The organism is Rickettsiales bacterium (genome assembly GCA_041396965.1).
Taxonomy (GTDB): Bacteria; Pseudomonadota; Alphaproteobacteria; order Rickettsiales; family SXRF01; genus SXRF01.
The window spans coordinates 980,193-1,006,793 of record JAWKXN010000001.1; the positions used below are offsets into that span (position 1 = coordinate 980,193).

Annotated in this window: 30 protein-coding genes, 1 tRNA gene and 1 pseudogene; 10 read left to right on the plus strand and 22 right to left on the minus strand. The window is 37.6% G+C overall.

Annotated elements, in window-relative coordinates:
* Nucleotides 1-43: 43 nt before the first annotated feature.
* From R3D71_05015 to R3D71_05035, 5 genes are all read left to right on the plus strand, one after another.
* The gene (locus tag R3D71_05015; protein ID MEZ5691008.1) at nt 44-646 is read left to right on the plus strand and encodes a hypothetical protein; all 603 of its coding nucleotides are present in this window, start codon (nt 44-46) and stop codon (nt 644-646) included.
* A gap of 137 nt (nt 647-783) precedes the next feature.
* Nucleotides 784-1,947, plus strand: coding sequence for a phosphoserine transaminase (locus tag R3D71_05020; GenBank protein ID MEZ5691009.1), 1,164 nt, complete (start codon nt 784-786; stop codon nt 1,945-1,947).
* A 161-nt stretch (nt 1,948-2,108) separates the two neighbouring features.
* Nucleotides 2,109-3,683 (plus strand): phosphoglycerate dehydrogenase, encoded by a 1,575-nt coding sequence (gene serA / locus R3D71_05025; protein ID MEZ5691010.1) that lies wholly within the window; start codon nt 2,109-2,111, stop codon nt 3,681-3,683.
* A 454-nt stretch (nt 3,684-4,137) separates the two neighbouring features.
* Nucleotides 4,138-4,521: a response regulator gene (locus R3D71_05030; GenBank protein MEZ5691011.1), complete on the plus strand. Its 384-nt coding sequence runs from the start codon at nt 4,138-4,140 to the stop codon at nt 4,519-4,521.
* Nucleotides 4,522-4,523: 2 nt separating this feature from the next.
* Nucleotides 4,524-5,915, plus strand: a complete 1,392-nt coding sequence (locus R3D71_05035; protein ID MEZ5691012.1) for a PleD family two-component system response regulator — start codon at nt 4,524-4,526, stop codon at nt 5,913-5,915.
* 6 nt (nt 5,916-5,921) lie between these two features.
* Here R3D71_05035 and xth read toward each other — a convergent pair whose 3' ends face one another.
* Genes xth through R3D71_05050 form a run of 3 tightly spaced genes read right to left on the minus strand, consistent with a single transcriptional unit; the run spans nt 5,922 to nt 7,496 of the window.
* Entirely contained in the window at nt 5,922-6,737 is an 816-nt protein-coding gene (xth, locus tag R3D71_05040) for an exodeoxyribonuclease III (protein MEZ5691013.1), read from the minus strand.
* Complete coding sequence (erpA, locus tag R3D71_05045) at nt 6,734-7,093, minus strand: iron-sulfur cluster insertion protein ErpA (protein MEZ5691014.1); 360 nt, start codon at nt 7,091-7,093, stop codon at nt 6,734-6,736. The genes xth and erpA overlap by 4 nt, the downstream gene beginning before the upstream one ends.
* 46 nt (nt 7,094-7,139) lie before the next feature.
* Nucleotides 7,140-7,496 carry a hypothetical protein gene (locus tag R3D71_05050; protein MEZ5691015.1) on the minus strand — a complete coding sequence of 119 codons (357 nt, stop codon included), beginning with the start codon at nt 7,494-7,496 and terminating at the stop codon, nt 7,140-7,142.
* A 137-nt stretch (nt 7,497-7,633) separates the two neighbouring features.
* Here R3D71_05050 and R3D71_05055 point away from each other — a divergent pair, with 137 nt between their 5' ends.
* Nucleotides 7,634-8,833, plus strand: a complete 1,200-nt coding sequence (locus R3D71_05055; protein MEZ5691016.1) for a deoxyguanosinetriphosphate triphosphohydrolase — start codon at nt 7,634-7,636, stop codon at nt 8,831-8,833.
* 19 nt (nt 8,834-8,852) lie between these two features.
* Here the strand turns inward: R3D71_05055 and R3D71_05060 are convergent, their stop codons facing one another.
* The 12 genes and pseudogenes from R3D71_05060 to R3D71_05115 form a co-directional block, all read right to left on the minus strand.
* Nucleotides 8,853-9,128, minus strand: a complete 276-nt coding sequence (locus R3D71_05060; GenBank protein MEZ5691017.1) for a hypothetical protein — start codon at nt 9,126-9,128, stop codon at nt 8,853-8,855.
* A gap of 14 nt (nt 9,129-9,142) precedes the next feature.
* Nucleotides 9,143-9,520, minus strand: coding sequence for a hypothetical protein (locus R3D71_05065; GenBank protein ID MEZ5691018.1), 378 nt, complete (start codon nt 9,518-9,520; stop codon nt 9,143-9,145).
* Nucleotides 9,521-9,582: 62 nt separating this feature from the next.
* Entirely contained in the window at nt 9,583-9,894 is a 312-nt protein-coding gene (locus R3D71_05070) for a hypothetical protein (protein ID MEZ5691019.1), read from the minus strand.
* Nucleotides 9,895-9,911: 17 nt separating this feature from the next.
* Nucleotides 9,912-12,677 (minus strand): valine--tRNA ligase, encoded by a 2,766-nt coding sequence (locus tag R3D71_05075; GenBank protein MEZ5691020.1) that lies wholly within the window; start codon nt 12,675-12,677, stop codon nt 9,912-9,914.
* Between the two features lie 66 nt (nt 12,678-12,743).
* Nucleotides 12,744-13,169 carry a type II toxin-antitoxin system VapC family toxin gene (locus R3D71_05080; protein ID MEZ5691021.1) on the minus strand — a complete coding sequence of 142 codons (426 nt, stop codon included), beginning with the start codon at nt 13,167-13,169 and terminating at the stop codon, nt 12,744-12,746.
* A complete protein-coding gene (locus R3D71_05085; GenBank protein MEZ5691022.1) occupies nt 13,166-13,411 on the minus strand; it encodes a hypothetical protein in 246 nt (81 codons plus the stop codon). The genes R3D71_05080 and R3D71_05085 overlap by 4 nt, the downstream gene beginning before the upstream one ends.
* A gap of 77 nt (nt 13,412-13,488) precedes the next feature.
* On the minus strand, nt 13,489-14,064 hold the full coding sequence (locus tag R3D71_05090; protein MEZ5691023.1) for a hypothetical protein: 576 nt from the start codon (nt 14,062-14,064) through the stop codon (nt 13,489-13,491).
* Nucleotides 14,065-14,231: 167 nt separating this feature from the next.
* On the minus strand, nt 14,232-15,323 hold the full coding sequence (locus R3D71_05095) for a DUF2157 domain-containing protein (GenBank protein MEZ5691024.1): 1,092 nt from the start codon (nt 15,321-15,323) through the stop codon (nt 14,232-14,234).
* A gap of 2 nt (nt 15,324-15,325) precedes the next feature.
* The gene (locus R3D71_05100) at nt 15,326-15,922 is read right to left on the minus strand and encodes a hypothetical protein (protein ID MEZ5691025.1); all 597 of its coding nucleotides are present in this window, start codon (nt 15,920-15,922) and stop codon (nt 15,326-15,328) included.
* Nucleotides 15,923-15,937: 15 nt separating this feature from the next.
* Complete coding sequence (locus R3D71_05105) at nt 15,938-16,972, minus strand: aspartate-semialdehyde dehydrogenase (GenBank protein ID MEZ5691026.1); 1,035 nt, start codon at nt 16,970-16,972, stop codon at nt 15,938-15,940.
* A gap of 15 nt (nt 16,973-16,987) precedes the next feature.
* Nucleotides 16,988-17,278 (minus strand): annotated as a pseudogene (locus tag R3D71_05110) (type II toxin-antitoxin system RelE/ParE family toxin).
* A 15-nt stretch (nt 17,279-17,293) separates the two neighbouring features.
* Nucleotides 17,294-17,563, minus strand: a complete 270-nt coding sequence (locus R3D71_05115; protein ID MEZ5691027.1) for a type II toxin-antitoxin system ParD family antitoxin — start codon at nt 17,561-17,563, stop codon at nt 17,294-17,296.
* A 277-nt stretch (nt 17,564-17,840) separates the two neighbouring features.
* Here R3D71_05115 and R3D71_05120 point away from each other — a divergent pair, with 277 nt between their 5' ends.
* Nucleotides 17,841-18,830, plus strand: a complete 990-nt coding sequence (locus tag R3D71_05120; GenBank protein ID MEZ5691028.1) for an AAA family ATPase — start codon at nt 17,841-17,843, stop codon at nt 18,828-18,830.
* A 122-nt stretch (nt 18,831-18,952) separates the two neighbouring features.
* The gene (locus R3D71_05125; protein ID MEZ5691029.1) at nt 18,953-20,743 is read left to right on the plus strand and encodes a hypothetical protein; all 1,791 of its coding nucleotides are present in this window, start codon (nt 18,953-18,955) and stop codon (nt 20,741-20,743) included.
* A 57-nt stretch (nt 20,744-20,800) separates the two neighbouring features.
* Here the strand turns inward: R3D71_05125 and R3D71_05130 are convergent, their stop codons facing one another.
* The 4 genes from R3D71_05130 to R3D71_05145 form a co-directional block, all read right to left on the minus strand.
* Entirely contained in the window at nt 20,801-21,112 is a 312-nt protein-coding gene (locus tag R3D71_05130) for a type II toxin-antitoxin system RelE/ParE family toxin (GenBank protein ID MEZ5691030.1), read from the minus strand.
* The gene (locus tag R3D71_05135) at nt 21,096-21,383 is read right to left on the minus strand and encodes a type II toxin-antitoxin system ParD family antitoxin (GenBank protein MEZ5691031.1); all 288 of its coding nucleotides are present in this window, start codon (nt 21,381-21,383) and stop codon (nt 21,096-21,098) included. The genes R3D71_05130 and R3D71_05135 overlap by 17 nt, the downstream gene beginning before the upstream one ends.
* A gap of 132 nt (nt 21,384-21,515) precedes the next feature.
* Nucleotides 21,516-21,812: a 50S ribosomal protein L28 gene (gene rpmB, locus R3D71_05140; GenBank protein MEZ5691032.1), complete on the minus strand. Its 297-nt coding sequence runs from the start codon at nt 21,810-21,812 to the stop codon at nt 21,516-21,518.
* Between the two features lie 56 nt (nt 21,813-21,868).
* The gene (locus tag R3D71_05145; GenBank protein MEZ5691033.1) at nt 21,869-22,444 is read right to left on the minus strand and encodes a TlpA disulfide reductase family protein; all 576 of its coding nucleotides are present in this window, start codon (nt 22,442-22,444) and stop codon (nt 21,869-21,871) included.
* A gap of 13 nt (nt 22,445-22,457) precedes the next feature.
* On the opposite strand from R3D71_05145, the gene argH reads away from it, so the two are divergent.
* Entirely contained in the window at nt 22,458-23,876 is a 1,419-nt protein-coding gene (gene argH / locus R3D71_05150) for an argininosuccinate lyase (protein ID MEZ5691034.1), read from the plus strand.
* Nucleotides 23,877-24,098: 222 nt separating this feature from the next.
* Here the strand turns inward: argH and R3D71_05155 are convergent, their stop codons facing one another.
* The 3 genes from R3D71_05155 to R3D71_05165 all read right to left on the minus strand — a co-directional run bounded on the left by R3D71_05155 (nt 24,099) and on the right by R3D71_05165 (nt 25,502).
* Nucleotides 24,099-24,284, minus strand: coding sequence for a DUF465 domain-containing protein (locus R3D71_05155; protein MEZ5691035.1), 186 nt, complete (start codon nt 24,282-24,284; stop codon nt 24,099-24,101).
* A gap of 747 nt (nt 24,285-25,031) precedes the next feature.
* Nucleotides 25,032-25,397: a hypothetical protein gene (locus R3D71_05160; protein MEZ5691036.1), complete on the minus strand. Its 366-nt coding sequence runs from the start codon at nt 25,395-25,397 to the stop codon at nt 25,032-25,034.
* 28 nt (nt 25,398-25,425) lie between these two features.
* Nucleotides 25,426-25,502, minus strand: a tRNA-Pro gene (locus R3D71_05165).
* 212 nt (nt 25,503-25,714) lie between these two features.
* Between R3D71_05165 and dapA the strand changes: the two genes are divergently transcribed.
* Nucleotides 25,715-26,599 carry a 4-hydroxy-tetrahydrodipicolinate synthase gene (gene dapA, locus R3D71_05170; protein MEZ5691037.1) on the plus strand — a complete coding sequence of 295 codons (885 nt, stop codon included), beginning with the start codon at nt 25,715-25,717 and terminating at the stop codon, nt 26,597-26,599.
* Nucleotides 26,600-26,601: the final 2 nt, after the last annotated feature.

Genomic DNA, 26,601 nt, shown 5'->3' on the forward strand with positions numbered 1-26,601 from the left:
TAAAATAACTTAATTAATATAGTTTTAGCACTAAGGGATAATTATGGGATTCGTGGATAGAGTACGCGAAGCGGAAAATAACAAAAATAACGATGATAAAAAATATCATGTAGAATTCGCTAAAAACAAAACCCCATTACCTGCTGCTTTGAGTAATGAAGCAAAAGAGCTTTTAAGAGGAGCAGTGCTAGAGGATAACACCGAAATACCCAACCGTTCAAAAAATTTGCCAGAATATACTCTGGTTTTTAATAAACTAATTGTGAATAAAAACGACAATAACGCTACAAAATTTTTCGTAAAAGATAAAGATAACAACAAGCTGGAAACTATACCAGTAATAGAAGAGAAATTAGGTATAAAACTAACCCCAAGTGTCCGCAGCGCTATCCTTGAAAGAAATGATGTTAAGGAAGACAGAGAGTTTAAGGCGGTATATGAGTTATCGCGAACTGACGCTGAAAAGCTATTTGAGCATGGTATACCTGTTGTGACATATCATAAAGAGTCAAATAGAGATAGTGTTGTAGTAAAAGACAACGTAACTCAAAAAAACAAAAAAGTGGAATCCGGAAGACCACTTGAAGGTATCAGAAAAAACGCTATAAAAGAGGCTCTTTCTGTTTCTCATTCTCTGAGCGTATGATCTAAGTTTTTACTGGTTAACACCTGTGGACAAATACAATAAAAAATACTTTGCTATAGCCAGCAAAAGGTACTAATTGTGTCACCTGCTATTTTAGCCCGATACATTTGATTTTTTATATCCTAAGGAGATTGTAAGTGAAACCATCAGTTAAGCCAAATAATCCATGTTTTTCCTCTGGTCCTTGCGCTAAACGTCCAAATTGGTCGCTGGACGTTCTTAAAGATACTACGCTCGGTCGTTCCCACCGTGCTAAAATTGGAAAATCTAAATTGGCTGAGGTAATTGAGCGCAGCAAAAAACTACTTAAAATGCCTGATGATTATATTCTTGGGATAGTGCCAGCTTCAGATACAGGAGCTTTTGAGATGGCGATGTGGTCAATGCTCGGCGCGCGTGGCGTTGATGTTTTCGCCTGGGAAAGCTTTGGTTCCGGCTGGGCATCAGATTGTAAGAGCCAGTTAAAACTAGGCGACCTTAATATATATAAGGCTGATTATGGAAAATTGCCTGATCTAAGCAAAGCGAATTGGGATAATGACGTAGTATTTACTTGGAACGGCACAACTTCGGGGGTTTGTGTGCCGGATGCTGACTGGATATCTGCGGATAGAAAAGGTCTTGCTATATGTGACGCGACATCGGCGGTTTTCGCTATGGATATGGATTGGAGTAAACTAGATGTTGTTACATGGTCATGGCAGAAAGCGCTAGGAGGAGAGGGGGCGCATGGTATGATCGCCCTATCACCAAGAGCTGTTGAGCGCTTAGAAAGCTATACACCAGCATGGCCACTACCAAAAATTTTCCGACTTACTAAGGGAGGCAAGTTGATTAAAGGAATTTTTGAGGGAGCTACCATCAACACTCCATCAATGCTTTGCGTTGAGGATGTTTTGGACGCTCTTAATTGGGCTGAGTCAGTTGGCGGGCTTGATGCTCTTATATCTCGTTCTAATGGTAATTTACAGGTAATAACCGATTGGATAGAAAAATCTAACTGGGCTAATTTTTTAGCTGAAGAGGAAAACACGCGTTCTTGTACTTCCATATGTATTAAAATAACTGATAGCTGGTTTGCCTCTTTAAGTGATGAAGAGCAGGCGCAAACCGCTAAGAAAATAGCCTCTCTTTTAGAAAAAGAAAGTGTCGCTTATGACATTGGAGCTTATCGTGACGCGCCTGCTGGTCTGCGTATCTGGGGCGGGGCGACTGTTGAGAAATCTGATATTAAAACTTTGACATCTTGGCTTGACTGGGCGTACTCTGAGGTAAAAAATATTGCCGCTAACGCTGCTTAGAGGATTATCCGTGCATCCTATAGCTAAAGCGATATTACTTATTTTATTTTTGTTCATAATAACTATAGTTATCGGACATTTTAGTAATAGTATAAGGTAGTGAGATACTAGTCTAAAAATAATTAAAAATATGAGTCTAATTAGAAAGAGAGATATAGAAAATGCCAAAAGTTTTGATCGCCGATAAATTATCACCACAAGCAATTGATGTATTCAAACAAAGAGGAGTGGAGGCTGATGTTAAGACTGGTCTTACGCCAGAGGAAATTATTAAAATAATTGGTGATTATGATGGTCTTGCTGTGCGTTCCGCTACCAAAGCTACCGCTGAACTGATTAAAGCTGGCAAAAATCTAAAAGTTATTGGACGTGCTGGTATAGGGGTTGATAATGTTGATATTCCAGCCGCTACCGCAAATGGCATTGTTGTAATGAATACACCATTTGGTAATTCAGTTACTACCGCCGAGCATACAATATCTCTTATGATGTCAGTAGCGCGCATGATTCCACAAGCGAATGCTTCTACTCATGCTGGAAAATGGGAAAAAAGCGCGTTTATGGGAGTTGAGCTTTCTGGCAAGACTCTAGGTTTAATCGGAGCTGGTAATATTGGTTCTATCGTGGCTGACCGTGCGCAAGGTCTTAAGATGAGTGTAATAGCTTACGATCCATTTTTATCTAACGAAAGAGCTACAGCCTTAAACATAAGGAAAGTAGAGCTTGATGAATTACTTGGTGAGGCTGATTTTATCACCCTACATACACCACTTACCGATAGCACTAAAAATATCTTAAACAAAGACACTTTGGCAAAATGCAAAAAAGGCGTGCGTATTATCAATTGCGCGCGTGGTGGTTTGGTAAATGAGGCTGATTTGAAAGAGGCGATTGAAAATGGTCATGTCGCGGGAGCCGCTCTTGACGTATTTGAGAAGGAGCCAGCTAAAGAAAATACCTTATTTGGCATGAAAGAGGTTATATGTACACCGCATCTTGGAGCTTCTACCACTGAGGCACAAGAAAATGTAGCGGTTCAGGTCGCTGAGCAAATGTCTGATTATTTGGTAAAAGGCGCTGTAACCAACGCTCTTAATATACCTTCAATGTCAGCGGAGGACGCTCTTAAGCTTAAACCTTATCTTAAACTGGTTGATCAACTTGGTAGCTTTGCCGGACAGCTTGCCGAGAGTGGCTTAAAAGAGGTAAAAATTGAGTATGAGGGAAAAGCTGGAAAATTAAATACTAAACCACTTAGCGCTGTCGCCTTAAAAGGTCTGCTTTCACCGTTGGTGGAGGGAGTGAATATGGTAAACGCGCCGGTAATAGCGCAAGAAAGAGGAATTAGCGTAAGCTCTACGAGTCATGATAAAACTGGAGACTATCAAACTCTGGTGCGTATCACTATTATTTGTGAGGAAAATACTATCACCATCGCCGGAACATTATTTGCCGATAAACCAAGAATAGTAGAAGTGGCGGGAATCAAGCTAGAAGCTGGTCTTGGTACTAAGAATCTATACGTTAATAATGATGATAAACCTGGTTTTATCGGGGATTTGGGTACTGTTCTTGGTTCAGCGGGAATAAATATAGCCTACTTCCATCTAGGGCGTAATGAAGAATTGAAGGAAGCTATAGCGCTTGTTGAGATAGATCAATCAATATCAGAAGAACTTCTCGCTAAGATAAATAATTTGTCTAGTGTTAGAAAAGCAAAAAGCATAACATTTTGACTATAAATATAAAAATGAGAAAAATTATAACTTATAACTTTTTTTTGACATTTTTCATAATGTGTATATCAGCGCTAATTATGGGAATTAGCTCCATTAGTTTATTTTTTTTATTTAAGGCAAATTTTGAGTTTATATATAAGCATGGAAGAGACGCTATCATGGATGGTGCTTTAAGGCAGTTATTAGAACTATGTTTTTATAGTATAATCAGTATGTTATCTTATATAGTTTTCAAGAGTTGTGAACGGGTATCAGTAGATAAAATATTAAAATAGATTATTAATATACTAGGATTGTGACCAAAAGCCTATATTATCATTATTAATCAATTGATTAAATGATAAACTTTATTCAATAAATAATTTATATAAGTTTTTTATAAATTAGGAGTTTGTTAAGCCTTTATATGTAAATATTATATATTGGAATTTAACTTTTTTTTATAAAAATCATGGAAAAAAAGATATTAATAGTAGAAGATAACGAGTTGAACTTGAAGCTTTTTCGTGATCTTTTGACCGCCCATAACTATAAAATTATAGAGACCAAAGATGGTATGGAGGCGATCTCTCTCGCTCGTAGTGAGAGTCCTGATTTAATACTTATGGATATACAACTTCCAGAAATTTCTGGTCTTGATATAACTAGGCGCTTGAAATCTGATGAGTCAGTTGCCGGAATTCCAATAGTCGCGGTTACCGCTTTCGCCATGAAAGATGATGAGGAGAAAATCCTCGCTGCTGGCTGTGAGGCGTATGTTTCTAAGCCTATTTCTATAGTGCCCTTTTTGAATACAGTAAGAAGGTTTTTGGGTGAAAAGGAACTATCTGATTAGTTATGACAGCACAAATTTTAGTAGTTGATGATATACCGGCCAATATTAAGCTGTTAGAGGCTAAACTTACCAGTGAGTATTATGATGTAATAGCTGCCGTTGACGGGTTTGAGGCAATAAAAAAAGTTAAGGCACATAAGCCTGACCTTATATTACTTGATGTTATGATGCCGGAAATGGATGGGTTTGAGGTATGTACAAAACTCAAAGCAGATCCAGAAATAAGTCATATACCGGTGGTAATGGTAACCGCTCTTTCAGAAAAATCAGATAGGCTAAAAGGTCTTGAAGCTGGTGCCGATGATTTTATTACCAAGCCAATTGATGATACCGTATTGCTTGCCCGTGTAAAATCTTTGATAAGAATAAAAACATTACTTGATGAGTTGCGCTTGCGTGATGCGACAGGTGTACAAATGGGAGCGGCATCAGGTAGTGATAATAATTTTATAGAGGATGTTTCTGGTTCAAAAATTTTGTTAATTGATGATGATGAGATTCAGTCAAAGAGTATTTTATCAAAGCTAGAAGAAACATATGAAGCTCATCTAGAGGATAATGTTGATAATGCTGTATCGGTAGCTGTGGCAGGGAAATTTGATGTTATTTTAATTAGTACTTTATTAAATGATATGGATGGTCTGCGCTTGGCATCTCATATTAAAAGCACTGAGGAAACTAGAAACACGCCAATAATAGTATTAGTTGATGAAGACGAGAAACATATCATGCTTAAAGCCCTTGATATGGGAATTAGTGATTATTTAGTTGTTCCAATAGATAAAAATGAAATGGCGGTGAGGATAAAAACTCAAGTTAGGCGTAAACATTATCAGGACGCTCTTAAGGAGCAGTACAAACAAAGCGTATCTATGGCGCTTACAGATGGTCTTACTGGTTTATATAATCGTCACTATCTAAACACTCACTTAGAAAATATGGTAAGGCAAGCCAGTAAGAACGGTAAAAAACTTGCTCTTATGATAATGGATATGGATCATTTCAAACAAGTAAATGACAATTATGGGCATGATGCTGGTGATATGGTGCTTAAACAATTGGCGGATATAATATTAAACGCAGCCCGTTCTACCGATTTAGCCGCACGCTTTGGTGGAGAGGAATTTGTGGTTCTAATGCCAGAGACTGATGAAAACTCAGCGCTTGGTGTCGCCAGTCGTATGCGAGAAACAGTGGAGAAAACAAAATTTGCTATTGATGGCGATGGCAATACTATAGATAAAACAATCAGCATAGGGATAGCCAACCTTCTTGAAACTGGTGATAGCTCTAAAGGGCTATTAAAAAGGGCTGATGAGGCGTTATATTTGGCAAAAAATAGTGGAAGAAATCAGGTTAAGGTAGCGGTTAAACCGGTACCGTCCGGCTGGTAATATTTTTTATAAAACAAATTTAGCGACTACCGGAGCGTGGTCAGATGGCTTATCAAGAGAGCGTAATTTTTTCTCAACCCAGTATCTATCCAGCTTATCAACCGCTTGCGGTGATAGTAACAGATGATCTATCCTGAGGCCATTATCAGATGCAAAGGCATTAGCGCGATAATCCCACCAGCTATACTCGCTATTTCCATCCCACTTGCTAGCGCGACAAGCGTCATAAACACCAAGAGCCAGTATTTTTCTTAATCTACTTCTTACCTCATAGTGGGTAAGCACACTGTCTTTCCATTTCTCAGGAGAATGTACATCTCTGTCATCTGGCGCGATATTATAATCTCCACCAATAACAAAAGACTCACCATAACTAAGTAAAGTCTTGCTATGTTCGTATAAACTATCCAGAAAACCCAGCTTATAGATAAATTTATCGGAAGTTATTTCTTGACCATTCGGCACATACACTGAGGCAACCCTAAATACTCCACATGGTGTAGTAGTAACCGCTTCTATATATCTAGCTTGTTTATCAACTTCCTCAGCTTGAGATTTTTCAGGCAAACCACGCTCTACATCATCAAGCGGAAATTTTGAGAGAATAGCTACTCCGTTGTAACTTTTCTCACCATGAATCGCGATATTATAACCAACTTCCTCAATCTCCATAGCTGGAAACATATCGTCAGTACATTTTAATTCCTGTAGTAACACTATATCTGGACTGTCATTTTTTAGCCAGTCAAGCAGATGAGAAAGACGAGAACGCACGGAATTAACATTCCAACTAGCTATTGAAATGTTTTTTTTATCATTCATAAATTTATAGAAAAACTATTGCCACAGCCACATTTAGAGGTGGCATTCGGGTTTTTTATCTCAAAACCCGCTTGCGCTAAATCTTCAGTGTAATCAAGCACTGAATTTTTAAGAATACCTGCTGACACATCATCTATAACAACCTCAGCGCCAAAATTAGAGATTACAATATCACAATCCTCCGGCACGTTATCATCAAGGTCAAACTTATATTGAAAACCAGAACACCCTCCACCATCAACACTTACACGAAAACGTAAGGTAGGATTATTTTCCTTCTCTTTGAGATAATTTATCCGCTGAGCCGCCGCTTGTGTGATATTAAAGTCAGAATTTGTTTGTTGAGAGTTTTCCATGTAGTTATATATGGGATAAAAAACATTCTTTCGCAAGTGTGTTTTACTACTTCCTTATACCTCCAAAGGTTTTTTTAGCTTCTTCTTCGAATCTTTTTTGCCACTCTTTTGACCTTTGTCCTTCATTGCTAACTCCAATTTTATGTATAATATGGTCAATATTATTCTCATCAGGTTTAGGTGTTGACATAGATTGCCTATATTTAGCAATAACATTTCGCAATTTATCTTGTACAGTATCACCTAGTTTTTCCTCATTTACGAGAGTCTTGCCTTCTAGAAAATCTTTTATTTCAGTTTGTACAACTTCATTTCTTAAAGATGACTCCGTAAATTTGTTTCTTTGCTCTATATACCACTGTAATGCGTCCATCTCTTCTTCTGTAGGTTTCCCATCTTTCATGTTAATTATCCTTATAATTAAATTAGCTTAAATTAAAGTGTAGCAGCTTATTTTTTAATGAAAAGTTAAATTTTGTTAGTGTTTATTTTTTTTATTTCCTTGCAATAATGGATAATATTCTTTATTTTCAAGTAGATATGATAAAAAATACTAACAATTTTACTCTTTATGCCTGCAACCCATTAAAAACTCGTGGTCGGCTCTATAAAGAAGAGGAGAGTAGTTCCCGTTCACCGTTTCAGCGGGATAGGGATAGGATAATCCATTCTACCGCCTTTCGCCGCCTTGAATATAAAACACAAGTATTCGTAAACCATGAGGGAGATCACTATCGTAACCGTCTGACCCATAGCCTTGAGGTATCACAGCTTGCTCGTTCAATGAGCCGTTCGCTAGGGCTTGACGAGGATCTAGCGGAAGCTCTCGCTCTTGCTCATGATCTAGGGCACACACCATTTGGCCACGCTGGTGAGGATGCTCTAAGTGAGGCGATGCGACCATATGGTGGTTTTGATCATAATGCTCACACTATTCGTATACTCACCTCACTGGAAAAAAGATACGCGGAGTTTGACGGGCTGAATCTTACTTGGGAAACATTGGAAGGTGTAGCTAAACATAATGGGCCACTTACTGTAAAATTACGGGAGATTGAGGAATATAATAAACGCCACGATCTGGAACTTAACACCCATGCTAGCCTTGAGGCGCAAATCGCCTCACTCGCCGATGACATAGCTTATAATAATCATGATATAGATGATGGAATACGCGCTAAGCTTATAACAATTGAGCAACTTGAGGAAGTAAAGGAAATAGCGGAGATTTTTTATGAAGTTAAGAAAAAATATCCAGATATTGAAATAGAAAGATTAACTCATGAGGTAAATCGTCGCCTTATAAACCGCATGGTAACGGATTTAATTAAACAAACCCGTATTAACATAGCTGATAATAACATAAAAACTATTGATGATATTCGTATGTTAGGAAAGCCGCTGGCTTGTTTCTCTCCACAAATGCAACAAATAAATGCCTCACTCAAAAAATTCCTGATGGAAAATATGTATCGTCATTATAAGGTAAATCGTATGGCAAGTAAGGCGAAGAGGGTGGTAACAGACCTATTTGAGTTTTTTCTCGCTGAGCCGCAATGTCTTCCTGATTTATGGCACGATAAGATATTCGTTGATGGTGAATATAGAATAAAAAAAGAGGATAAAACCCGTATAGCTCAAATAGTATCCGACTTTATCGCCGGAATGACCGATCGCTTCGCGCTTGATGAATATAGAAGAATATTTGACGTGCAAGCCCGCAGTTGGCTAGGGAAATAAGCAATATAGCAAATATACACTAGTTATTTCGCGCGACCCAATCACTTAAGAATTTCTCCGCCTTTGCGTCTGGTTCTGGAAGCTCGTCACGATATATTACTTTTCCGTAGCTTTCAGGAGTGGCATAGGTTCTATTCAGGTAGTCCTCCTGCATTTTCCGGTATCCCTCAAAATCACAACGTATATAACAAAAGAAATCTTCTCCCTGCCTATTTTTACCGTAATAGGTCATAATAGCGTCACTCTTGCCAAATTTTACTTTTTCAGCAAAGGTTGGGATATAATTCTCTGCCATCTTATAGACTACATCTATGCCCTAGCTGGAGATTGTAGATTTGTAGCCAGAGCTGCTTCAGTCGGTTGCTGTGTTTGTTTTGACATTCCATTAATCTCTTTATTTATACCTAGATCTGTAGCGTGTTTAGTAAATAACTCATGGTTTTTTACCACCTCGCTATGTTCATCATCGATAGCTTTTAATAAAGCACCCTTTACTATTGGTTTTACTGTGTTAATAAAATGATCACCGGTACCTTCACCATCCTGACTCTTAAGCGCGACAATAGATTTTACCCCATAATCTTGCAGTACAGAGTTTATAGCGTTACTCAATCCATCTATAGAGCTGTCTTTAGCTTTTTCAATCCTATCTAAATGCTCATGATGTTTTTTATATTCAATATCCATAAATTTTTCCTCCCTATATTTAGGTTCATTATATTCATAATTATAATAAAGTAAATATTTGTTTAGTTTATGCTGTTAGCGTATTTATCATGGTCAAAGCCATAATAAGCTTTTATCTTATCTTTAACCTCTGTGCTGGGTTTTCCCTTGCCTTTCTCCACTACTACGGCAAAATGTGGTATATCTCCCTTATCAATACAATACATCATCTGCTGATGCAGGCTGGCGCTTGCTATAGCGTAAAAATATATATCGTCACCGTTTCTCTCATCCTGAGCGGGAATATAGTAGACATTGATTTTCTTCGCTTCCTCATACTTTTTTTTGTAATAAGGTAGGTTTTCCATCATGCTTTCTGAATTATCAGGCGGCATCGCTATTCCTTTTTTATTTACTTTTGACGCTCAAGATTATCAGGAACTCTATTTACCTGTACTTTAACCGTATGTTTAGATAAATCAGGAGTAGCTTTACCATATAATACACCATCCTTATCAATCTTTTCGTATTCCGCCTGCTCAGAGTTACGTTTATGTTCCTCAATTACTGCAAGCCTTACCGAAAGCTTAAACCAGCCAAGATCTGAAGTGTAAGTAAGGTTATCATTATCAGCTTCTATAATTTCATGAACATTACCAGCGGCTTTGAGATCACCAGCAACCATTGTTAATAAATCTAAATCACCGTCACCTGTCGCTATGATTTTAACTTCAGCGACCGGTGCTTTAATGGAAACTCCAGCCTCTGATTTTGCCTTACGAATAACATTAAGAACATCAACAGCGGAGATACCACTTTTTTCATGGTTTTCATTATGTGGATAATCAGTGGCAAGCGGCCAGTTGCCACGAGAATGCACAGAACCCGATTTCTCAAACTTATTATCAAAAATATGGCTATATAATTCTTCTGTAATATGCGGAACAAATGGCGCGAATAAGCGAAGTATAGCATCCAAACAATGATAAAGCGTATAAAGAGCTGACTGCTGAGCCGAGCTGTTTATATCACCCTCACCATAAGCCCGTGTCTTTACTAACTCCAGATAATTATCACAAAAATCATTCCAGAAAAAATCCTCTATGGCAACCCGTGCGTCACAATACTCAAATTTTTCAAATAATTCTGTGGACTTAGCAACCGCTTTATTCAGCCTTGATAATATCCATAAATCCAGAGACTCATTTATTACACCATTTTTAGCGTCAGCGGCGGCAGTGGATGGAGTTCCATCTAGCTTACTAAGATTCATAGAAGCGAATTTGCAGGCGTTCCATAATTTATTCACTAGCTTACGTCCGATTTTAAGTAAGTCTTCAGAAAAAGCTGTATCAGTACCAAGACGTGAGGTAGATGCCCAATAGCGCACCGAGTCTGTTCCTTTTTCTTCAATCAAGGCAACAGGAGTTACTACATTACCTTTGGATTTACTCATTTTTGTTTTATCAGATGCTAAGCACCAGCCAGATATAACTATGTTTTTCCAAGGGATAGCGTCAGCGTGTAGATGCGCTTTAGCTATAGTATAAAAAGCCCACGTACGAATAATCTCATGTGCCTGCGGACGCATATCGGCAGGGAATAATTTCTGGTATCTGTCACCACCACCAATAGCCCGTGCGTTAATTTGTGGGCTTATAGATGATGTCGCCCAAGTGTCTAGTATGTCAGCGTCACCCTTAACCTCATCTTTACCATAGCCTTCCGGTAGGTCAACCAGCGGATCAATAGGTAATTGTTTGGCATCAGGGAATAATATCTTACCTTCTTCGCCACTACGCTTGGAATACCATACTGGAATCGGCACACCAAAGAAACGTTGACGAGAAATACACCAATCTTCCTTTAAGCCCTCAATCCATTGATTGAGACGTATCTTCATATACTCAGGATACCAGTTTACCTCCGCGCCTTTTTTAAGCAATTCTTCTTTCTTATCAGTAAGTCGGATAAACCATTGATAAGTAGGGATTATCTCAATCGGTGTTCCGCTACGCTCAGCGCATTTTACGGTATGAGTCATCGGTGTTTGTTTAAGCAACTTGCCTTCCGTTTGTAACAGCTCAATGATTTTAGCGTTAGCTTGCTTGGGTTTTAGTCCCTGCGTGTCATCCCGCACTTGTTGTGGGATCTGTATAGCGGTTTGCCCAGAAGCAGCAAACGAATCCACAAATAGCTGGTTATTAAAATCAAGCTTTCCTTCTTTGGTAAGCAAGGCACGTAGCGGTAATTTATATTTCCGCCACCACTCCTTATCAGTGTCATCACCGAAGGTACAGCACATAACTAAGCCTGTACCCTTGTCACGCTCTACCGCCTCGTCAGCAATCATCGGCACTTTAACACCAAATAGCGGAGTTATAGCGAATTTTCCTTCATACTTAGCGGCGTTCTCATCTTCAGGATGATACATCACCGCCACACATGCGCCAAGTAATTCAGGACGAGTAGTCATGATAATTATACTTTCGCCCCCGCTACGCGACATACTGTCGCTCACATGGGGCATAGCTGAAGGCTCGCTCGGTCTGCTGACCTCGCCTTCTAACCCAAAAACTATCTCATTCATGACACCGGACATTTCTTTATTCTCAATCTCGGCGGAGGCGATGGCGGTGCCGTCCACCCAGTCCCAGTAAGTCGGGCGGAAATCACGATAAATTTCACCTTTTTTCAGCAAATCAATAAAAGATTCTTGCGATAATTTACGCACGTCATCATTTATTGTTTGATATTCCTGTCGCCAATCAACACTAAGGGCGGTGCTTTTGAATAATTTACGAAAATCTTCCTCAGCGTCACGCACCACATCTTTACACATAGCGACAAAATCAGCACGTGGCATAGAGCTACCACGAACTTTCTTTATTTTCTCAACTAGCCGCTCAGTGGGCAGACCATTATCATCAAACCCCATCGGGTAAAAAACATCCTTACCCGCCATGCGTTGATAACGGGCGATAAAATCCGCCTGTGTGTAGCTAAAGATATGCCCCATATGCAGTACGCCGGATACGGTCGGCGGAGGAGTATCTATAACAAAAGTTTCCTCACGTGGCTTATCATCTCGCCAGTGATAAGTTCCTTTTTCTACCCAATAATCCTGCCAATATTTTTCTTTTTTCTTGTGATCGTAATTTTGTTCTAATTGCTTCATGGTATGTATTTTCTTGGTTTAGTAATATGAGTTTATCATATAAGTCACTATAAGCCCCATATTTCTTTAATGCAGCAAGAAATTACTTATATTTACAATATCGTTATAATACTTTTTTGCTTTGCCTATAAAAACTTTGTCCGCTGTCACAAGTGGCAGTTGTTTATATTTCGCTAGTGCTAGATATAAACAATCAGGGAAGCTATGAGGTATAGAAAGAGTTAACTCCTTTGCTTCTTCCCATATTTCACTATTTTTGACTAGAATAATAGATTCTTTTTTTATATGCTTTTCCCATTCGTTGAGTGCCATATACGTAAGATTTCTGGATAATGCCCCCATACGGTATCTTTTTGTAATAGCGGATACTACTTCTAAATTCACTATTGATGGCGCATACATATTGTTATGTTTAGAAAGTAGTAACTCAGCTTGTTCAGAAAATTCTTCCGGCAATATCCATTTAACAGCGACACTTGCGTCAATAATCATTCATCCTCACCATCACGCATAGAACGAATGAATTCCGCGCTACTTGGCAATATTCCACATTCCTTTTGTACTTTATCACGCAAATCTCTGGAGCTTTCCACAAGCTGCTGTCGTTCGTTCTGTACAAACCCTGTAAGCATTTCTCGTAGCTCAGCCTCTAAGCTTCTGCCATTGCGTTTGGCACGTAATTTCATACTGTCAACTACCCAGCTTTCCAGATTACGGACTCTAATCTCAGCCATATTCTAACCTATAAATTAACATTAGGGACAACTGTCTAATTGTAGTCAAATTATAGATATATGTCAATATAACGGTATTATATTAAGTTTTTTAATATTCCAAACACTCCCCACAGAAAACATAGTGCTCCCATCGCGTTTAAGATAAATATCATATTGTTATGTAATTGTGTGCGTAGCATATAAACAGTAAAAATAAGAGAAATACCAATAATAAGCAGATTCCATTCTCTAGTTATTCCTATCATATCAAAAACTATAAATAGAAAAGAACCAGCGAAACAGATTACGGCAAATAACAAAATGGTTATTTTTGTTGCAATAAATATAGAAAGCTGTTGCATAAGCATAGCCCCGAAAACTATTAGACCTACTAGCCGCCAATTACTAGTGTATAAGTTAGAAAATTCATCGATAAGTATAAATAATCCAATAGTTTTTAATAATATCGCTACAAATATAATAGGCTCTATAATAGACATTTTTCTACTTTCGCGAAGAAATTTAATTCCTATAGCGTATAACACAATACCATTACCAAGGGTAGAGATTACCCTTGCCACTCCGTTTATATCTCGCCATAACGTAGAAATATGAGCTGAGATACCAGAAAATATAGATATTCCAGCAAGTCCAAGTAATGAAAAATACATAATATTCGTTATATCAATGCCCTTTTTATTTTTTTCTTACTTTCTGGTTTATCGATCATAATTTTTTACGCGTCACTTGTTATATGATGTTATACAGGTTGCAATACATATCAGTTATAATTCAGTATATTGAAAAATATATATATTATAAATTTATGATAACTTCTTCATGGTATGTATTTCTTTTTGATTTTGAATGCTCCGGCGCTTATGGCGGAGAATATTATTCCTATTATTATAAGAGAAATCGGCCAGCCAACTGAATTGACAAAATTTTTGGCGGTGAAATACCCGATATAACCAAGTGTTGACAATACTGATATTATCAAAACACTAGTGCTTTTTATAGTTATGCTGAAATACAAGGCAAGGAATAAAAACCCTATATAAAATATCTCAAATGGCGAGTCTTGTAATATCTCAAACCCTCCCCATAAAAAGCATAATGAGCCTATTATGTTTGAGATAAATATTATATTATCATATAGGTGCGCGCGCAGCCCATAGACAGTAGAAACAAGAGAAGCCCCAATAATAGCGGTTCCGTAATCAGCATAATCCAATTGATAAAATATTCCCAATACTCCACTATAAAACACATATATACTAATAACATAAAGCATTTGCGCGATACGCCTGTAAGCATCTTTGTACATACCATGAGATATAAGTAATATAGAAAGCCCAACGATAAACATTGTCCATTCTTCCACTACTCCTAACATATCAAATGCTATGAATAGGAAAGAGCCAGCGAACCAAAACATCGTAAATAATAATATGGGAACTCTTATAGAAATAAAGGTCAAAAGCTGCTGCGTGAGCATAATCCCAAAAACTAGCAAGCTCGCCAGCCGCCAGTTATTAGTGTCATAATTAAAATACTCATTAATAAGAACAAAAAGCCCGCCAGTCTCAAATAAAGCCGCTACAAACATAATAGGAGCCACGAAAGCCGCTTTGCTTTTATCACGGGAAAAAATTATACCCATAACATATAAGGCGATACCACTACCAAGAGTAATAATTACCCTTGCCGCACTATTCATGCCCTCCCAAAACATTGAGGCGTAAACCGCAACACCAGAAAATATGAATATTCCGCCAAGCAAAGAAAAAATCATCATAGCAATGCCCATACCATCTTTTTTCTTATTTTCCGGTGTGGGAGCTATAGCCTCTTGTATCTCACTAATAGAAATTGAGTATTTTTTTATCAATTCTGATATTTGAGATAACGCTTCCTGCCTGCTATCCATAACTATTCTCCATCAGCTATAATCCAGCCTAATAAATATGTATTATTTATGCTATAGCTATAATTTTTACCATTATTTGGATAAATACGAAACACTCTACCATCCTTATTTATAGCCAATCCATTACGTCCTCCGTAATATCCTCCAAAAGGAAAAAATCCGCTTCTATAATTATATCTATAGTTATCAGCGAATTGATAGCCATCAGGAGATACAGGACTGTTATCAAGTTTAATAGACTCTAATTCAGGAATATCAAATTTTTTCCATATTCCAACTTCACCATCTTCAGGGGGCATATTAAAATTTATTTCACGACTGACTAGAGTCTTAGCGTCAAAAATATAAAGCTTTTTATTATTGCATACGTTATTTTTATTATATTTATATTCAGCTGCAATTTTACCATTTACGGTCTTAAAATTAACCTCTGGCTCCTTTCTACAGCCACTATATTCTTGTACGCTAAAAACTAGGTTGTATTTGGGAGGTGCGACAGTCCATCTAGGAATAGCGGTCGCTATATAGAAAAATATAATAAGTATAATTGGAAGCCCAATACCAGCGGCAAGGGCTGGATTTTCTTTTATAAATTTCATATACACTCCTGAATGTTATGATTTATTTTTTGGCATTAGCCCGTAATTAGTTATAAGCTCTTCAGCTATTTGTATGGTATTAAGCGCTGCTCCTTTACGTAGATTGTCAGAGACTATCCACATAGCAAGACCGTTTTTTACTGTTGTATCTAGGCGAAGACGTGAGATAAATACATCATCCTCACCAGCACATTCCAGTGGTGTACAATAGCCACCATCTTTAGGCTCGTCATATAGGGTAACGCCTTTAGCGTTCTGTAGGGCTTCCCATGCTTGTTCCAAACTTATCGGATTTTCAAACTCTAAAAATACCGCTTCCGAATGACCGACAAAAACCGGAACACGCACACAGGTAGCGATAACTTCTATGTCTTTATCCAATATTTTCTTGGTTTCATTAACCATTTTCATTTCTTCTTTGGTCGCTCCACTTTCAACAAAAGAGTCAATATGCGGAATTACATTAAAAGAAATCTGCTTGGTAAATTTTTTAGCTTCTTGCTTTTCATTCATATATATGGATTTAGTCTGGTCGTATAACTCATCCATCGCTGGTTTTCCAGCGCCACTAACCGATTGATAGGTGGATACCACAATACGCTTGATTTTAGCTAGTTCATGCAATGGTTTTAACGCCACCAACATCTGCATAGTAGAGCAGTTAGGGTTAGCTATAATATTATTTTTACGGAAATCCTTAAGAGCGTCAGCGTTTACCTCTGGTATTACCAGTGGAATATCAGGATTCATCCGAAAATAGGAGGTGTTATCAATTACCACACAACCAGCCTTAGCGGCGGTTGGCGCGTATATTTTTGATACCTCAGAACCCGGTGAGAACAGGGCAATATCAGTATCAGAAAAATCATAATCCTCTAATGCTTTTATTTTTAGAGTTTTTATATCGCCAAAACTAACCTCTTTACCTAGTGACCTTTTAGAGGCGAGGGCGACAACCTCACTTACTGGAAAATTACGCTCGGAAAGTATAGAAAGCATAGCCCTTCCTACATTTCCCGTAGCGCCTACAACTGCGACTTTATATTTCATAATACTTTAACTTATCTAAATATTGATTTTACCTATATCACGCATAGCATGAACAACACGAACAATCTCCACAACAAGCTCAAACTCCCTATATAAAATCAAATAATTTTTTATAGGGAAATAGCGCATCTCTAGCGAAATATCAGGACGTGCTCATCCTAGCTTCGGATTCTTGCTGATCAATATACATTTTTCAGCTATATCATCAAGTAACTTATCCGCTGATTTTATATTTTTTTCAGCGATATACGACCATATTTCTAACAAATCAGTATGTGCTTTATTAGAATATAAAATTCTAGCCATAATTACGAATAGCTTTTAATTATTCTTTTTTCTGAAATTACGAGCTTCCTTTTTTATTTTTCTTATATCAAACTCACCAGCTAAGCCGCTATCTATTCCTTCTTGCCATAATGCTCGTAACTCTTCAGTATTGTGATCTTCGAATTTATACTTATTTTTCCAGTCACGTAACGCCTCACGTATAACTTCACTGCTGGAGGCGTAATAACCACTTTCTACCGCTTTGTGAACTAAAAACGCCAAATCAGGAGTAAGCGCTATACTGATTTTTTCTACAGACGACATAAATATTCCTACTTATTATTTATTATTACTAAAAAGTACGATTTAATCATACTATAATTAACTAAAAAATACTATAAAAATCACCGCAGAAAGCAATAATTTTATCATACGAAGCGAGCGTAAAATTTAATAAAAATATGTAATATTTTTATTTGTAACGAGTATGATTGTTGTAATTGCTTAAAATTAAGTTATGTATACTATATAGACTTGTAGCTTATATATCTAAACTGAATGACAGAGCTCGTAGTAAATTAATAGGATTTAGATAAAGAAAATGACCAGCCCAATGATAGCAACCAATAATATTGAAAATAACAAAGAAAAGCTAGAACAACAGGTAGATTCCAAAGAGATATTCGGAATAGATTTTAGCGATGACTTAAAAGCTTTTTCCTCTAAAACAGAGCATGTACCAGAAATTGATCCTGATTATTATTTTGAACCGGAGGTTACTTCCGCCATTCTTGCCGGATTTTGCTATAATCGGCGGGTTTTGGTGCAAGGATTTCACGGAACCGGAAAATCAACCCATATTGAGCAGGTGGCGGCTCGTCTTAACTGGCCATGTATTCGGATTAATCTTGATAGTCATATCAGTCGCACCGATTTAATCGGTAGAGATATAATAACTTTGAAGGATGGTAAGCAGATCACCAGTTTTCAGGAGGGTATATTGCCATGGTCTCTTAACCGCCCGATGGCACTAGTATTTGATGAGTATGACGCTGGAAGACCGGACGTTATGTTTGTAATTCAAAGAGTATTAGAAGCACATGGAAAACTTACCTTATTAGATCAGAACAAGGTTATAACCCCAAATCCATGTTTTCGGATATTTGCTACCTCAAATACCATCGGGCTTGGTGATTCCACCGGACTTTATCACGGAACACAAGCAATTAATCAAGGGCAGATGGACAGGTGGAATGTGGTCGCTACCTTAAATTATCTTGAGCCGGAAGAGGAGCTTAAAATAATAAATAGCCATGCTGAGAAACTACCGGCGAAACAAAAATCCTTGCTTAAAAATATGGTGGAGATGGCAAACCTAACGAGGACAGGTTTTATAAATGGTGATCTGTCTACCGTAATGTCGGTGCGCACCGTAATTAACTGGGCTGAGAACACCGCTATTTTTGGCGATGTTCATAAGGCTTTTCGTCTTACCTTTTTCAATAAATGTGATGAGAGTGAGCAACCACTTATTAATGAATATTATCAACGCTGTTTTAACAAAGAGCTTCTTGAACGTAAGTCACCATAGCATGACCAGTAGGTCATGCGAGCCATCAGCCCGCGAAGCGGTATCCCATGTGAAAGACAGTAGTCTTTCGCGGGGATGGATATAAAAACAAAATACTGTATAGGTAAGTAAAATACATATAAATGCCAGCAAAACCCAAAACACCTCCTGATATATTACAAAACGCTATTGAGGACGCGACCAGAGCCTTAGCGCGGAAAGATAATCTTCAGGTTGAGTTCTCTAATATGAACAGCCGGAGTGATTCTGATAATAAAATTACCCTACCACCAATTTTTTCTAATTATAACCATGATGATCTGGCGAGAATAAGAGGAAAAGCCGATAGCAAGGCTATGTTCCTTCGCTATCATGATAAGAAATTGCATAATTCTATAATCAAAGAATATCCACAGCAGGCTGAATTGTTTAATCGCTTTGAGGAAATAAGGACACAGTCTTTAGGTGGTAGTAAAATGTCAGGAGTACGCCACAATATAGAAAGTTTTTTTAACAATGAATATAGAGATTTCCTAACAGATGAAAAACTCCCTCTCGCTGAGGAAATAATATTACAGGCGAGAAAGCATATCCAAAATATGGATCTTCCAGAAAAACTTGCCATATACGCTGGAAATCCCAGCACAAGCGTAAAGAAAATTATACCGTTACTTGCCGATATGCGAGCTTGCATTGACAATCAGAAGGAATACGCGCGAATAATAGGACAGCTTGTTGATGTTGTTACCACGTCCGCTAGCACCAATGATAGTAAAGAAGATAAAAATAAAAAACCTAGTGATGACAGTGATAATAATAAAAAAACACCAGATAGCGGTGAACAGGAAAATGAGATAGTTTTTTCCTCAGGTGATAGTGTAAGTAGCAAAGAACAAACTAAGATCCAATTATCATCGCCACAAATAGAGCAAGCTGTAGAGCAGCAAGGTAAAGAAGAGAATGCGGCAACGCATAACAGTCCATATCCTTATAATTTTGACGCGAAATCACTGGTAAATCCTTACCATGCCTATACCACTAAATTTGATGAGATAACTAGCGCCACCAAGCTAGCCACTCCAGCAGAGATTGAGAAATTACGCGCGCAACTTGATGAAAGACTTACTCGTTTTCATACAGTGACATCACGTCTTGCTAATCGCTTACAGCGTTTGTTATTGGCAAAACAAGCAAGAAAATGGTTGTTTGATGAAGAAGATGGAATAATTGACAGTAAAAAACTGTCCCGTGTCATTATAAAACCCAATTATAACCATATATATAAGTTAGAAGAGGAAACGGATTTTCGTGATACCGTAGTCACTTTGCTTATTGATAATTCCGGCTCAATGCGTGGTAGACCAATTACCATAGCCGCGCTTTCGGCGGATATTATAGCCAAAACATTGGAGCGTTGTGGTATAAAAGTAGAGATACTTGGTTTTACCACTAAAGAATGGAAGGGCGGAAATTCCTACAAAAAATGGGTAAATGATAATAAGCCATCAAAACCGGGTAGGCTTAACGACCTTATGCATATCATTTACAAATCAGCCGATAGCTCATGGCGGAAATCTCGGAAGAATCTTGGACTTATGCTAAAGGAAGGATTGTTGAAAGAAAATATAGATGGAGAGGCGATATTATGGGCGTGTGAGCGTTTGCTGACTAGGAATGAGCAAAGACGAATTCTGATGGTTATATCCGACGGCGCGCCGGTTGATGACAGCACTCTATCTTGCAACACTGGTAGTTATCTGGATAGCCATCTTAGAGAAGTTATAGAGTATGTGGAAACTAAATTACCGATAGAATTGGTTGCTATTGGCATTGGGCATGACGTAACCAGATATTACAAAAAAGCTATCACCATTTCTGATATAGAAAAACTCGGTGAGACAATGACTGAGCAGCTATTAGATTTATTTAGATAATAGTCACAAATCTCTAAATAATTTTTGGGGATGGTGGAGATTTACTTCAAAAAAAAATTAAATTACTATATATTCTGGAAAGTCCATACGAGAATGCAATACACGAAAAATAGAAATTATATTGCCTTCAATAGCGTAAATAATCGTGTGTTTGTTTACGTTCCAAGCTTTATAATTTTCTCCTATATCATTTCGTGCGTGCCCTAAATACGGGACTTCCTGAATGGTCTTCAAAGCTTTTCTAATGGCATCCGAGTAATTTTTACGCTGTCTTTTACCGTAATTCTCATGTGTATACTGTAAAATATCAATAATGTCCGACTGCGCGATAGGAGCTATTTCTAATCTATACTTACTTTGGAATGACATCAGGATTACTGATCGCTTTACCACTCTCAGCGTTTCTTATAGCAGTCTGTTCAATATTATCCATAAGCTCATCAGTAAATAATATTCCTTTCCCAAGCGCGGTTTGCTCAGCCCCAATCCTGATAGCGGCTCTAAAATTATCCTGACGTTCTTCAGCTTCTCTTTTTGCCCGTATGGCAGCCCTAACGACCTCAGTCTCGTTAGCGAAGTAGCCTTTTTCAACTTGCGATTTAATATAGTTCTCGTCTACCTTCGGAAATCCTATATTCATAATAAGACCTTTTTATGAACCAATTATGTATTGATTATATGTGTATATAATATCAATTCTGACAGTTAAAAGCAAGCCGAAAACCTAACGTTAAAGAGTATAAGCGTAGCAGAGTTGCTTTTTAAGCGAGGATTAAGCAGCCTCAGCGGCAGCCATTTTACGCTTAATTTGACGTTTTAACTTAGCGGCTTTTTCAGTCATTTTATTTGCTGAATGGCTAAGTAGGTAGCCATCAAGACCACCATTATGCTCAATGCTACGCAAAGTAGCGGCTGTTACCCTTAGTGGAACATTTACGCCGAGAACTTCGCTTTTTAAGGTAACATGCTGTAAGTTAGGCATAAAACGAGTACGAGTTTTACGGTTAGAATGAGAAACATTATTCCCTGATTGAGAACCTGTTCCTGTTATGTCACAACGTTTAGACATGATGTTACCTTTTGATTTGTAGAGATTTTAGAGTTAAACAGGCGGGCTTTATATATCTATATATCTTTTAAGTCAAGATATTCCTCTATCAAATTGGTTGTTTCCTCACTTTCCCATTTAACCACTGATTGCTTGCGTAACACTATCATTCCAGTCTTATCTATAAATATAGTGGTTGGCAGAGCATCAATTTTAAGAGCCTTAAATGCTTTCATATAAACATCATAAAATACGTCAAGATTATCTATTTTATTGTCTTTCAAGAATTTTTCTACTTTATCAACATTTTTTCCATCTAGGGAAATCGCAATAACCTTAAACCCTTTACCTTTATATTTTTCTTGAGTTTTACTTACTTCCGGTAATTCCTTTACACATGGCGGACACCAAGTAGCCCAAAAATGCAGAGCGGTAAGCTTGTTACCGCTAGGGTCGAATTTATGTTCTTTATTACTTTTGTCAGTATAACTTATATCCGGCATTACATCTATTACGGATTCAGCTTTTGCTATGTCGGTAAAAAATAGGCTATTAGCTAAAACAGTGATAGCGATAATAACCGGTAACAAAATAAATATAACTCTCCTACTTGCCAAAGAGTGAAGAAACGATGTAAATCTTTGCGTAAACATAAAGGAGCTTCCTATGGTTGATTCAACAGATAACACAAAAAATAAAGTTTCCTCAGCGAACCAGATGTGGGGTGGGCAATTTTCCTATCCACCTGACAAACTCATGGCTAAGATTAATGTATCCGTAGATTTTGATAAGATACTCTACAGGCAAGATATAAAAGGGTCAATAGCCCATGCTAAAATGTTAGCTACTCAAGGAATAATAGATAGTAAAGACTCAGTGGAAATTATAGCTGGTCTTTCAGAGATCGCGCTAGATATAGAAAATGGTGATTTTGAATTCAAAGAAGAGCTGGAAGATATTCATATGAATATAGAGGCAGCCTTAAAAGAAAGAATAGGGGATGCTGCTGGTAGGCTCCATACCGCTCGTTCGCGCAATGATCAGGTGGCGACCGATTTTCGGCTTTATATAAGAGATGCTATGGATTCCTTAGATAACCATATAAAAGAACTCCAAACATCGCTTCTTGATAAGGCAGAAGAAAATACAGATAGCGTAATGCCGGGATTTACTCATTTACAAGTGGCACAGCCGGTAATTTTCGCTCATCATTTGCTGGCTTATGTGGAGATGCTTCAAAGAGACAGGCATAGACTTAAAGACGCTAGAAACAGACTCAATGAGTCTCCACTTGGTGCTGCGGCGCTCGCTGGAACCTCATTTCCTATAGACCGTTTTATGACAGCTAAGGAACTTGGTTTTGGCAGGCCTATGGCAAATTCACTAGACGCTGTATCGGATCGTGATTTCGCTATGGAATATTTATCAACTTCTGCCATTTGCGCCTTACATTTATCACGTCTTGCTGAGGAAATGGTTATGTGGTCAAGCGCGCAATTCGCCTTTATTAGTTTTTCAGACGCTTATTCTACTGGAAGTTCTATAATGCCACAAAAGCGTAATCCTGACGCTGCTGAGCTTATCAGAGGGAAAAGTGGGAGGATGCTTGGTAACATGATAGCGTTGTTTACTACTATGAAATCACTGCCTCTTGCTTATAATAAAGATACGCAGGAGGATAAAGAACCAGTATTTGATACGGCGAGTAATATCAGCTTATGTGTTCAAGCTATGAGTGGTATGGTTAGGGATTTAACCGTAAATAAAGAAAATATGAAAAAAGCGGCGGGAGCTGCGTATTCCACCGCCACTGATCTTGCTGACTGGTTGGTTAGGGAATTGAAAATGCCGTTCCGTAATGCCCATCATGTTACCGCGAGGATTGTAAAATTAGCGTCTGATAGAAAAATCGCTTTGGAAGAATTGCCGCTTGCTGAAATGCAGACTATAGAACCACATATAAATGAAAATATATTTGATTTTTTAAGTGTGGAAAATTCAGTTAATAGCAGAAAAAGTTATGGAGGGACTTCTCCTTATAACGTAAAACAAGCGATAGCTGAGGCAAGAAGCAGGATAGTCTAAACAATATTATTCTATTATCATAATAGTAAGGAGATAATATGCGTTCTTTTGTAATTATAATATCAGCTATGATTCTAGTGCAATTAACAGCTTCATGCGGTATAAAAGGAAACCTAAAAACACCAGACCAAATTGAACGGGAAGCTAGTAAAAAATAAAAAAGCCACAAACTTAAGTTCATGGCTTTTTTCAGTTATATGCTTTTATAGTTAAGGGTTTTAGCTACGCCGAAACCTTTTCTCCCATGTCAATACATCGCTGCATTTCCTCTTTTATTAGCAGCTTTTGTTTCTTAAGCTCGGTTATCACACCAAAGTCGGGAGACGGATGGTTCATTTCCTCAGTAATTTGTTCTTTAATTTGCGCGTGTTTTTCAGATAATGATTCTATATGTGACTGAATAGACATAACAGTATTAACCCTTTCTTTAGAATTGAATTTACGGTCAATAATTCTGCTGATTTTATAAGAACATAGTAATATGTAAGCTTATTATATCATGCTTCCCATAATCTACTGATGTTGCTTTTTTATCGCAGTTTCACCAAATAATTTATAGTGAACGTCATACATTATACAAAAAAATTGACTATATTTTCAAGATAAAAGATGTTAACAGCTTTTTATTTTTCTTGCGATCAATGCGCTGTGGTATAAATAATCCATAGTAACTTGCGGTAAGAATTACCCAAGTTACTATCAAAACCTGCTCCAAAAGAGTCAGTTTTGCGCCGCGAAGCGAGCGAGATGCCTTTATTTTTATGGGTAAAAATAAAGGCAATTTACTATAGTTAAATCAGTGTGATTTATAAATTTGTCTTTTATTGATGGCAATTATCTATACAAAGATTTTTAATAAAATTGATGGTATTTTCAGTAATGGTCGGGGAGGTAGGATTGATAAATGACCTACTGGTCATTCACCCTACGGGTGGCTATGCCGTCTAATTTTGCTTGCTGCAAAATTGTCGAACCTAACGGTTCTTATCCTATCAAATAACCGCAACATTACTAAAAAAGGGCGTAAAGCCCTTCTTTAGTAATGGTCGGAGCGGCTGTACGTCTTTAGAACCAATGAGGGGTTAAAGTTGGTTATTTTACAATTGCCTATCAGGATTCCTAATCAGATAGTAAAGGCAGCTTTTTCTATTTGAGTTATATTCCTATCATGCCCACTGAATAATAAAGCCATTTTATTGCAGAAATAATCAGTATAACTCCCAGAAATAAGATAAAGATCAACTTTTCTGTCCTTAGATATTTTATGTGCAAGTAAATTAAAACTGCCCAATAGCCAATAAGTAGCATTATGAAAGATAAGCCATGAACACGTAGAGCAGAACCATCAAAAAAAGTGATTGTATGTAGAAAAGAAAACGGCATAGCCAATAAGGCATATAGAGTATGACCAATAATCATCTCGGCGATATCAGGCCAATGATTCCAGTGAAAATAAAAAGAGGTGGTGGATATAGCAATTGCCATCAACCAAAGAAGTATTATTGATAAAAATTTCTTCATATATATGAGCACCTTAAATGTTCGAACATGGTCGGGGAGATAGGATTCGAACCTACGACCCTCTGGTCCCAAACCAGATGCGCTACCAGGCTGCGCTACTCCCCGACTAAACACTCCTAACAACAAATATCCATTTGTGGTTAGGCATAATACATATTCAATATACATCAAATAGAGGCGTTATATAAGCTTTTTATTGACGAATATCCTATTAAAGATGTACTAACAGTTTACAACACGATAAGCAATAATATCATATCAATGAATTATGCGAATCACCTTCTTAAACATCAATAATTAACTGTCAACTAAAAATTATGATTAAAGGTATATATACAGCGTTAATTACCCCATTTACCTCTGAAAACACTATAGATGAGAAAAAATTTGGTGATTTTATAGAATGGCAGATAGAGGAGGGGGTGCACGGTCTTGTCCCATGCGGGACTACTGGTGAGTCGCCTACTCTTACTCATGACGAGCATAACAGAGTCATAGAGCTATGTGTTGAGGCGGCGGCGGGCAGAGCGCATATTATGGCGGGAACTGGCTCAAACTCAACAGATGAGGCTATAATGACCACTCAGCACGCCAAAAAAGTTGGCGCTGATAGCGTGCTTGTAGTCGCCCCATATTATAATAAACCAAATCAAGAAGGTATTTATCAGCATTTTAAGGCTATTAATGACGCTGTGGAAATACCGATAATAATATATAATGTTCCTAGTCGTAGCGTGGTTAATATATCAGATGATACTATAGCTCGTCTCGCTCATCTTCCTAATGTCGTTGGAGTTAAGGATGCTACCGGCGATCTAGCCCGTCCTTATCTTTTGAGAAATAAATTGAAAGATTTAGATAAAGATTTTTTTATGTTTTCTGGTGAGGACATGACAGCGGTCGCGTTTAACGCTTCTGGAGGACATGGTTGTATCTCAGTATCGGCTAATATTGTTCCCAGCCTTTGCGCAAAAATACAAAATAAATGTTTTTCCGGTGATTATTATTCAGCATTAGAACTACAAGATAAATTAACAGAATTAAATGACGCGATGTTTAGAGAGACAAGCCCTTGTCCCGTAAAGTATGCTGCATCATTAATAGGTAAATCTTCGCCATACTTAAGATTGCCATTAGTTGAAGTTACGGAAACAACTAAAAATGAAATTAAAAAAATATTAATCAATTTAGACTTGCTATAAAA

Excerpts from the sequence above, each read along its gene's own strand:
- R3D71_05015 (MEZ5691008.1), top strand. The coding sequence starts at position 44 with ATGGGATTCGTGGATAGAGTACGCGAAGCGGAAAATAACAAAAATAAC.
- serA (MEZ5691010.1), top strand. The coding sequence starts at position 2,109 with ATGCCAAAAGTTTTGATCGCCGATAAATTATCACCACAAGCAATTGAT.
- R3D71_05030 (MEZ5691011.1), top strand. The coding sequence starts at position 4,138 with ATGGAAAAAAAGATATTAATAGTAGAAGATAACGAGTTGAACTTGAAG.
- R3D71_05035 (MEZ5691012.1), top strand. The coding sequence starts at position 4,524 with ATGACAGCACAAATTTTAGTAGTTGATGATATACCGGCCAATATTAAG.
- xth (MEZ5691013.1), bottom strand. The coding sequence starts at position 6,737 with ATGAATGATAAAAAAAACATTTCAATAGCTAGTTGGAATGTTAATTCC.
- erpA (MEZ5691014.1), bottom strand. The coding sequence starts at position 7,093 with ATGGAAAACTCTCAACAAACAAATTCTGACTTTAATATCACACAAGCG.
- R3D71_05050 (MEZ5691015.1), bottom strand. The coding sequence starts at position 7,496 with ATGAAAGATGGGAAACCTACAGAAGAAGAGATGGACGCATTACAGTGG.
- R3D71_05055 (MEZ5691016.1), top strand. The coding sequence starts at position 7,634 with ATGATAAAAAATACTAACAATTTTACTCTTTATGCCTGCAACCCATTA.
- R3D71_05060 (MEZ5691017.1), bottom strand. The coding sequence starts at position 9,128 with ATGGCAGAGAATTATATCCCAACCTTTGCTGAAAAAGTAAAATTTGGC.
- R3D71_05065 (MEZ5691018.1), bottom strand. The coding sequence starts at position 9,520 with ATGGATATTGAATATAAAAAACATCATGAGCATTTAGATAGGATTGAA.
- R3D71_05070 (MEZ5691019.1), bottom strand. The coding sequence starts at position 9,894 with ATGCCGCCTGATAATTCAGAAAGCATGATGGAAAACCTACCTTATTAC.
- R3D71_05075 (MEZ5691020.1), bottom strand. The coding sequence starts at position 12,677 with ATGAAGCAATTAGAACAAAATTACGATCACAAGAAAAAAGAAAAATAT.
- R3D71_05080 (MEZ5691021.1), bottom strand. The coding sequence starts at position 13,169 with ATGATTATTGACGCAAGTGTCGCTGTTAAATGGATATTGCCGGAAGAA.
- R3D71_05085 (MEZ5691022.1), bottom strand. The coding sequence starts at position 13,411 with ATGGCTGAGATTAGAGTCCGTAATCTGGAAAGCTGGGTAGTTGACAGT.
- R3D71_05090 (MEZ5691023.1), bottom strand. The coding sequence starts at position 14,064 with ATGTATTTTTCATTACTTGGACTTGCTGGAATATCTATATTTTCTGGT.
- R3D71_05095 (MEZ5691024.1), bottom strand. The coding sequence starts at position 15,323 with ATGGATAGCAGGCAGGAAGCGTTATCTCAAATATCAGAATTGATAAAA.
- R3D71_05100 (MEZ5691025.1), bottom strand. The coding sequence starts at position 15,922 with ATGAAATTTATAAAAGAAAATCCAGCCCTTGCCGCTGGTATTGGGCTT.
- R3D71_05105 (MEZ5691026.1), bottom strand. The coding sequence starts at position 16,972 with ATGAAATATAAAGTCGCAGTTGTAGGCGCTACGGGAAATGTAGGAAGG.
- R3D71_05115 (MEZ5691027.1), bottom strand. The coding sequence starts at position 17,563 with ATGTCGTCTGTAGAAAAAATCAGTATAGCGCTTACTCCTGATTTGGCG.
- R3D71_05120 (MEZ5691028.1), top strand. The coding sequence starts at position 17,841 with ATGACCAGCCCAATGATAGCAACCAATAATATTGAAAATAACAAAGAA.
- R3D71_05125 (MEZ5691029.1), top strand. The coding sequence starts at position 18,953 with ATGCCAGCAAAACCCAAAACACCTCCTGATATATTACAAAACGCTATT.
- R3D71_05130 (MEZ5691030.1), bottom strand. The coding sequence starts at position 21,112 with ATGTCATTCCAAAGTAAGTATAGATTAGAAATAGCTCCTATCGCGCAG.
- R3D71_05135 (MEZ5691031.1), bottom strand. The coding sequence starts at position 21,383 with ATGAATATAGGATTTCCGAAGGTAGACGAGAACTATATTAAATCGCAA.
- rpmB (MEZ5691032.1), bottom strand. The coding sequence starts at position 21,812 with ATGTCTAAACGTTGTGACATAACAGGAACAGGTTCTCAATCAGGGAAT.
- R3D71_05145 (MEZ5691033.1), bottom strand. The coding sequence starts at position 22,444 with ATGTTTACGCAAAGATTTACATCGTTTCTTCACTCTTTGGCAAGTAGG.
- argH (MEZ5691034.1), top strand. The coding sequence starts at position 22,458 with ATGGTTGATTCAACAGATAACACAAAAAATAAAGTTTCCTCAGCGAAC.
- R3D71_05155 (MEZ5691035.1), bottom strand. The coding sequence starts at position 24,284 with ATGTCTATTCAGTCACATATAGAATCATTATCTGAAAAACACGCGCAA.
- R3D71_05160 (MEZ5691036.1), bottom strand. The coding sequence starts at position 25,397 with ATGAAGAAATTTTTATCAATAATACTTCTTTGGTTGATGGCAATTGCT.
- dapA (MEZ5691037.1), top strand. The coding sequence starts at position 25,715 with ATGATTAAAGGTATATATACAGCGTTAATTACCCCATTTACCTCTGAA.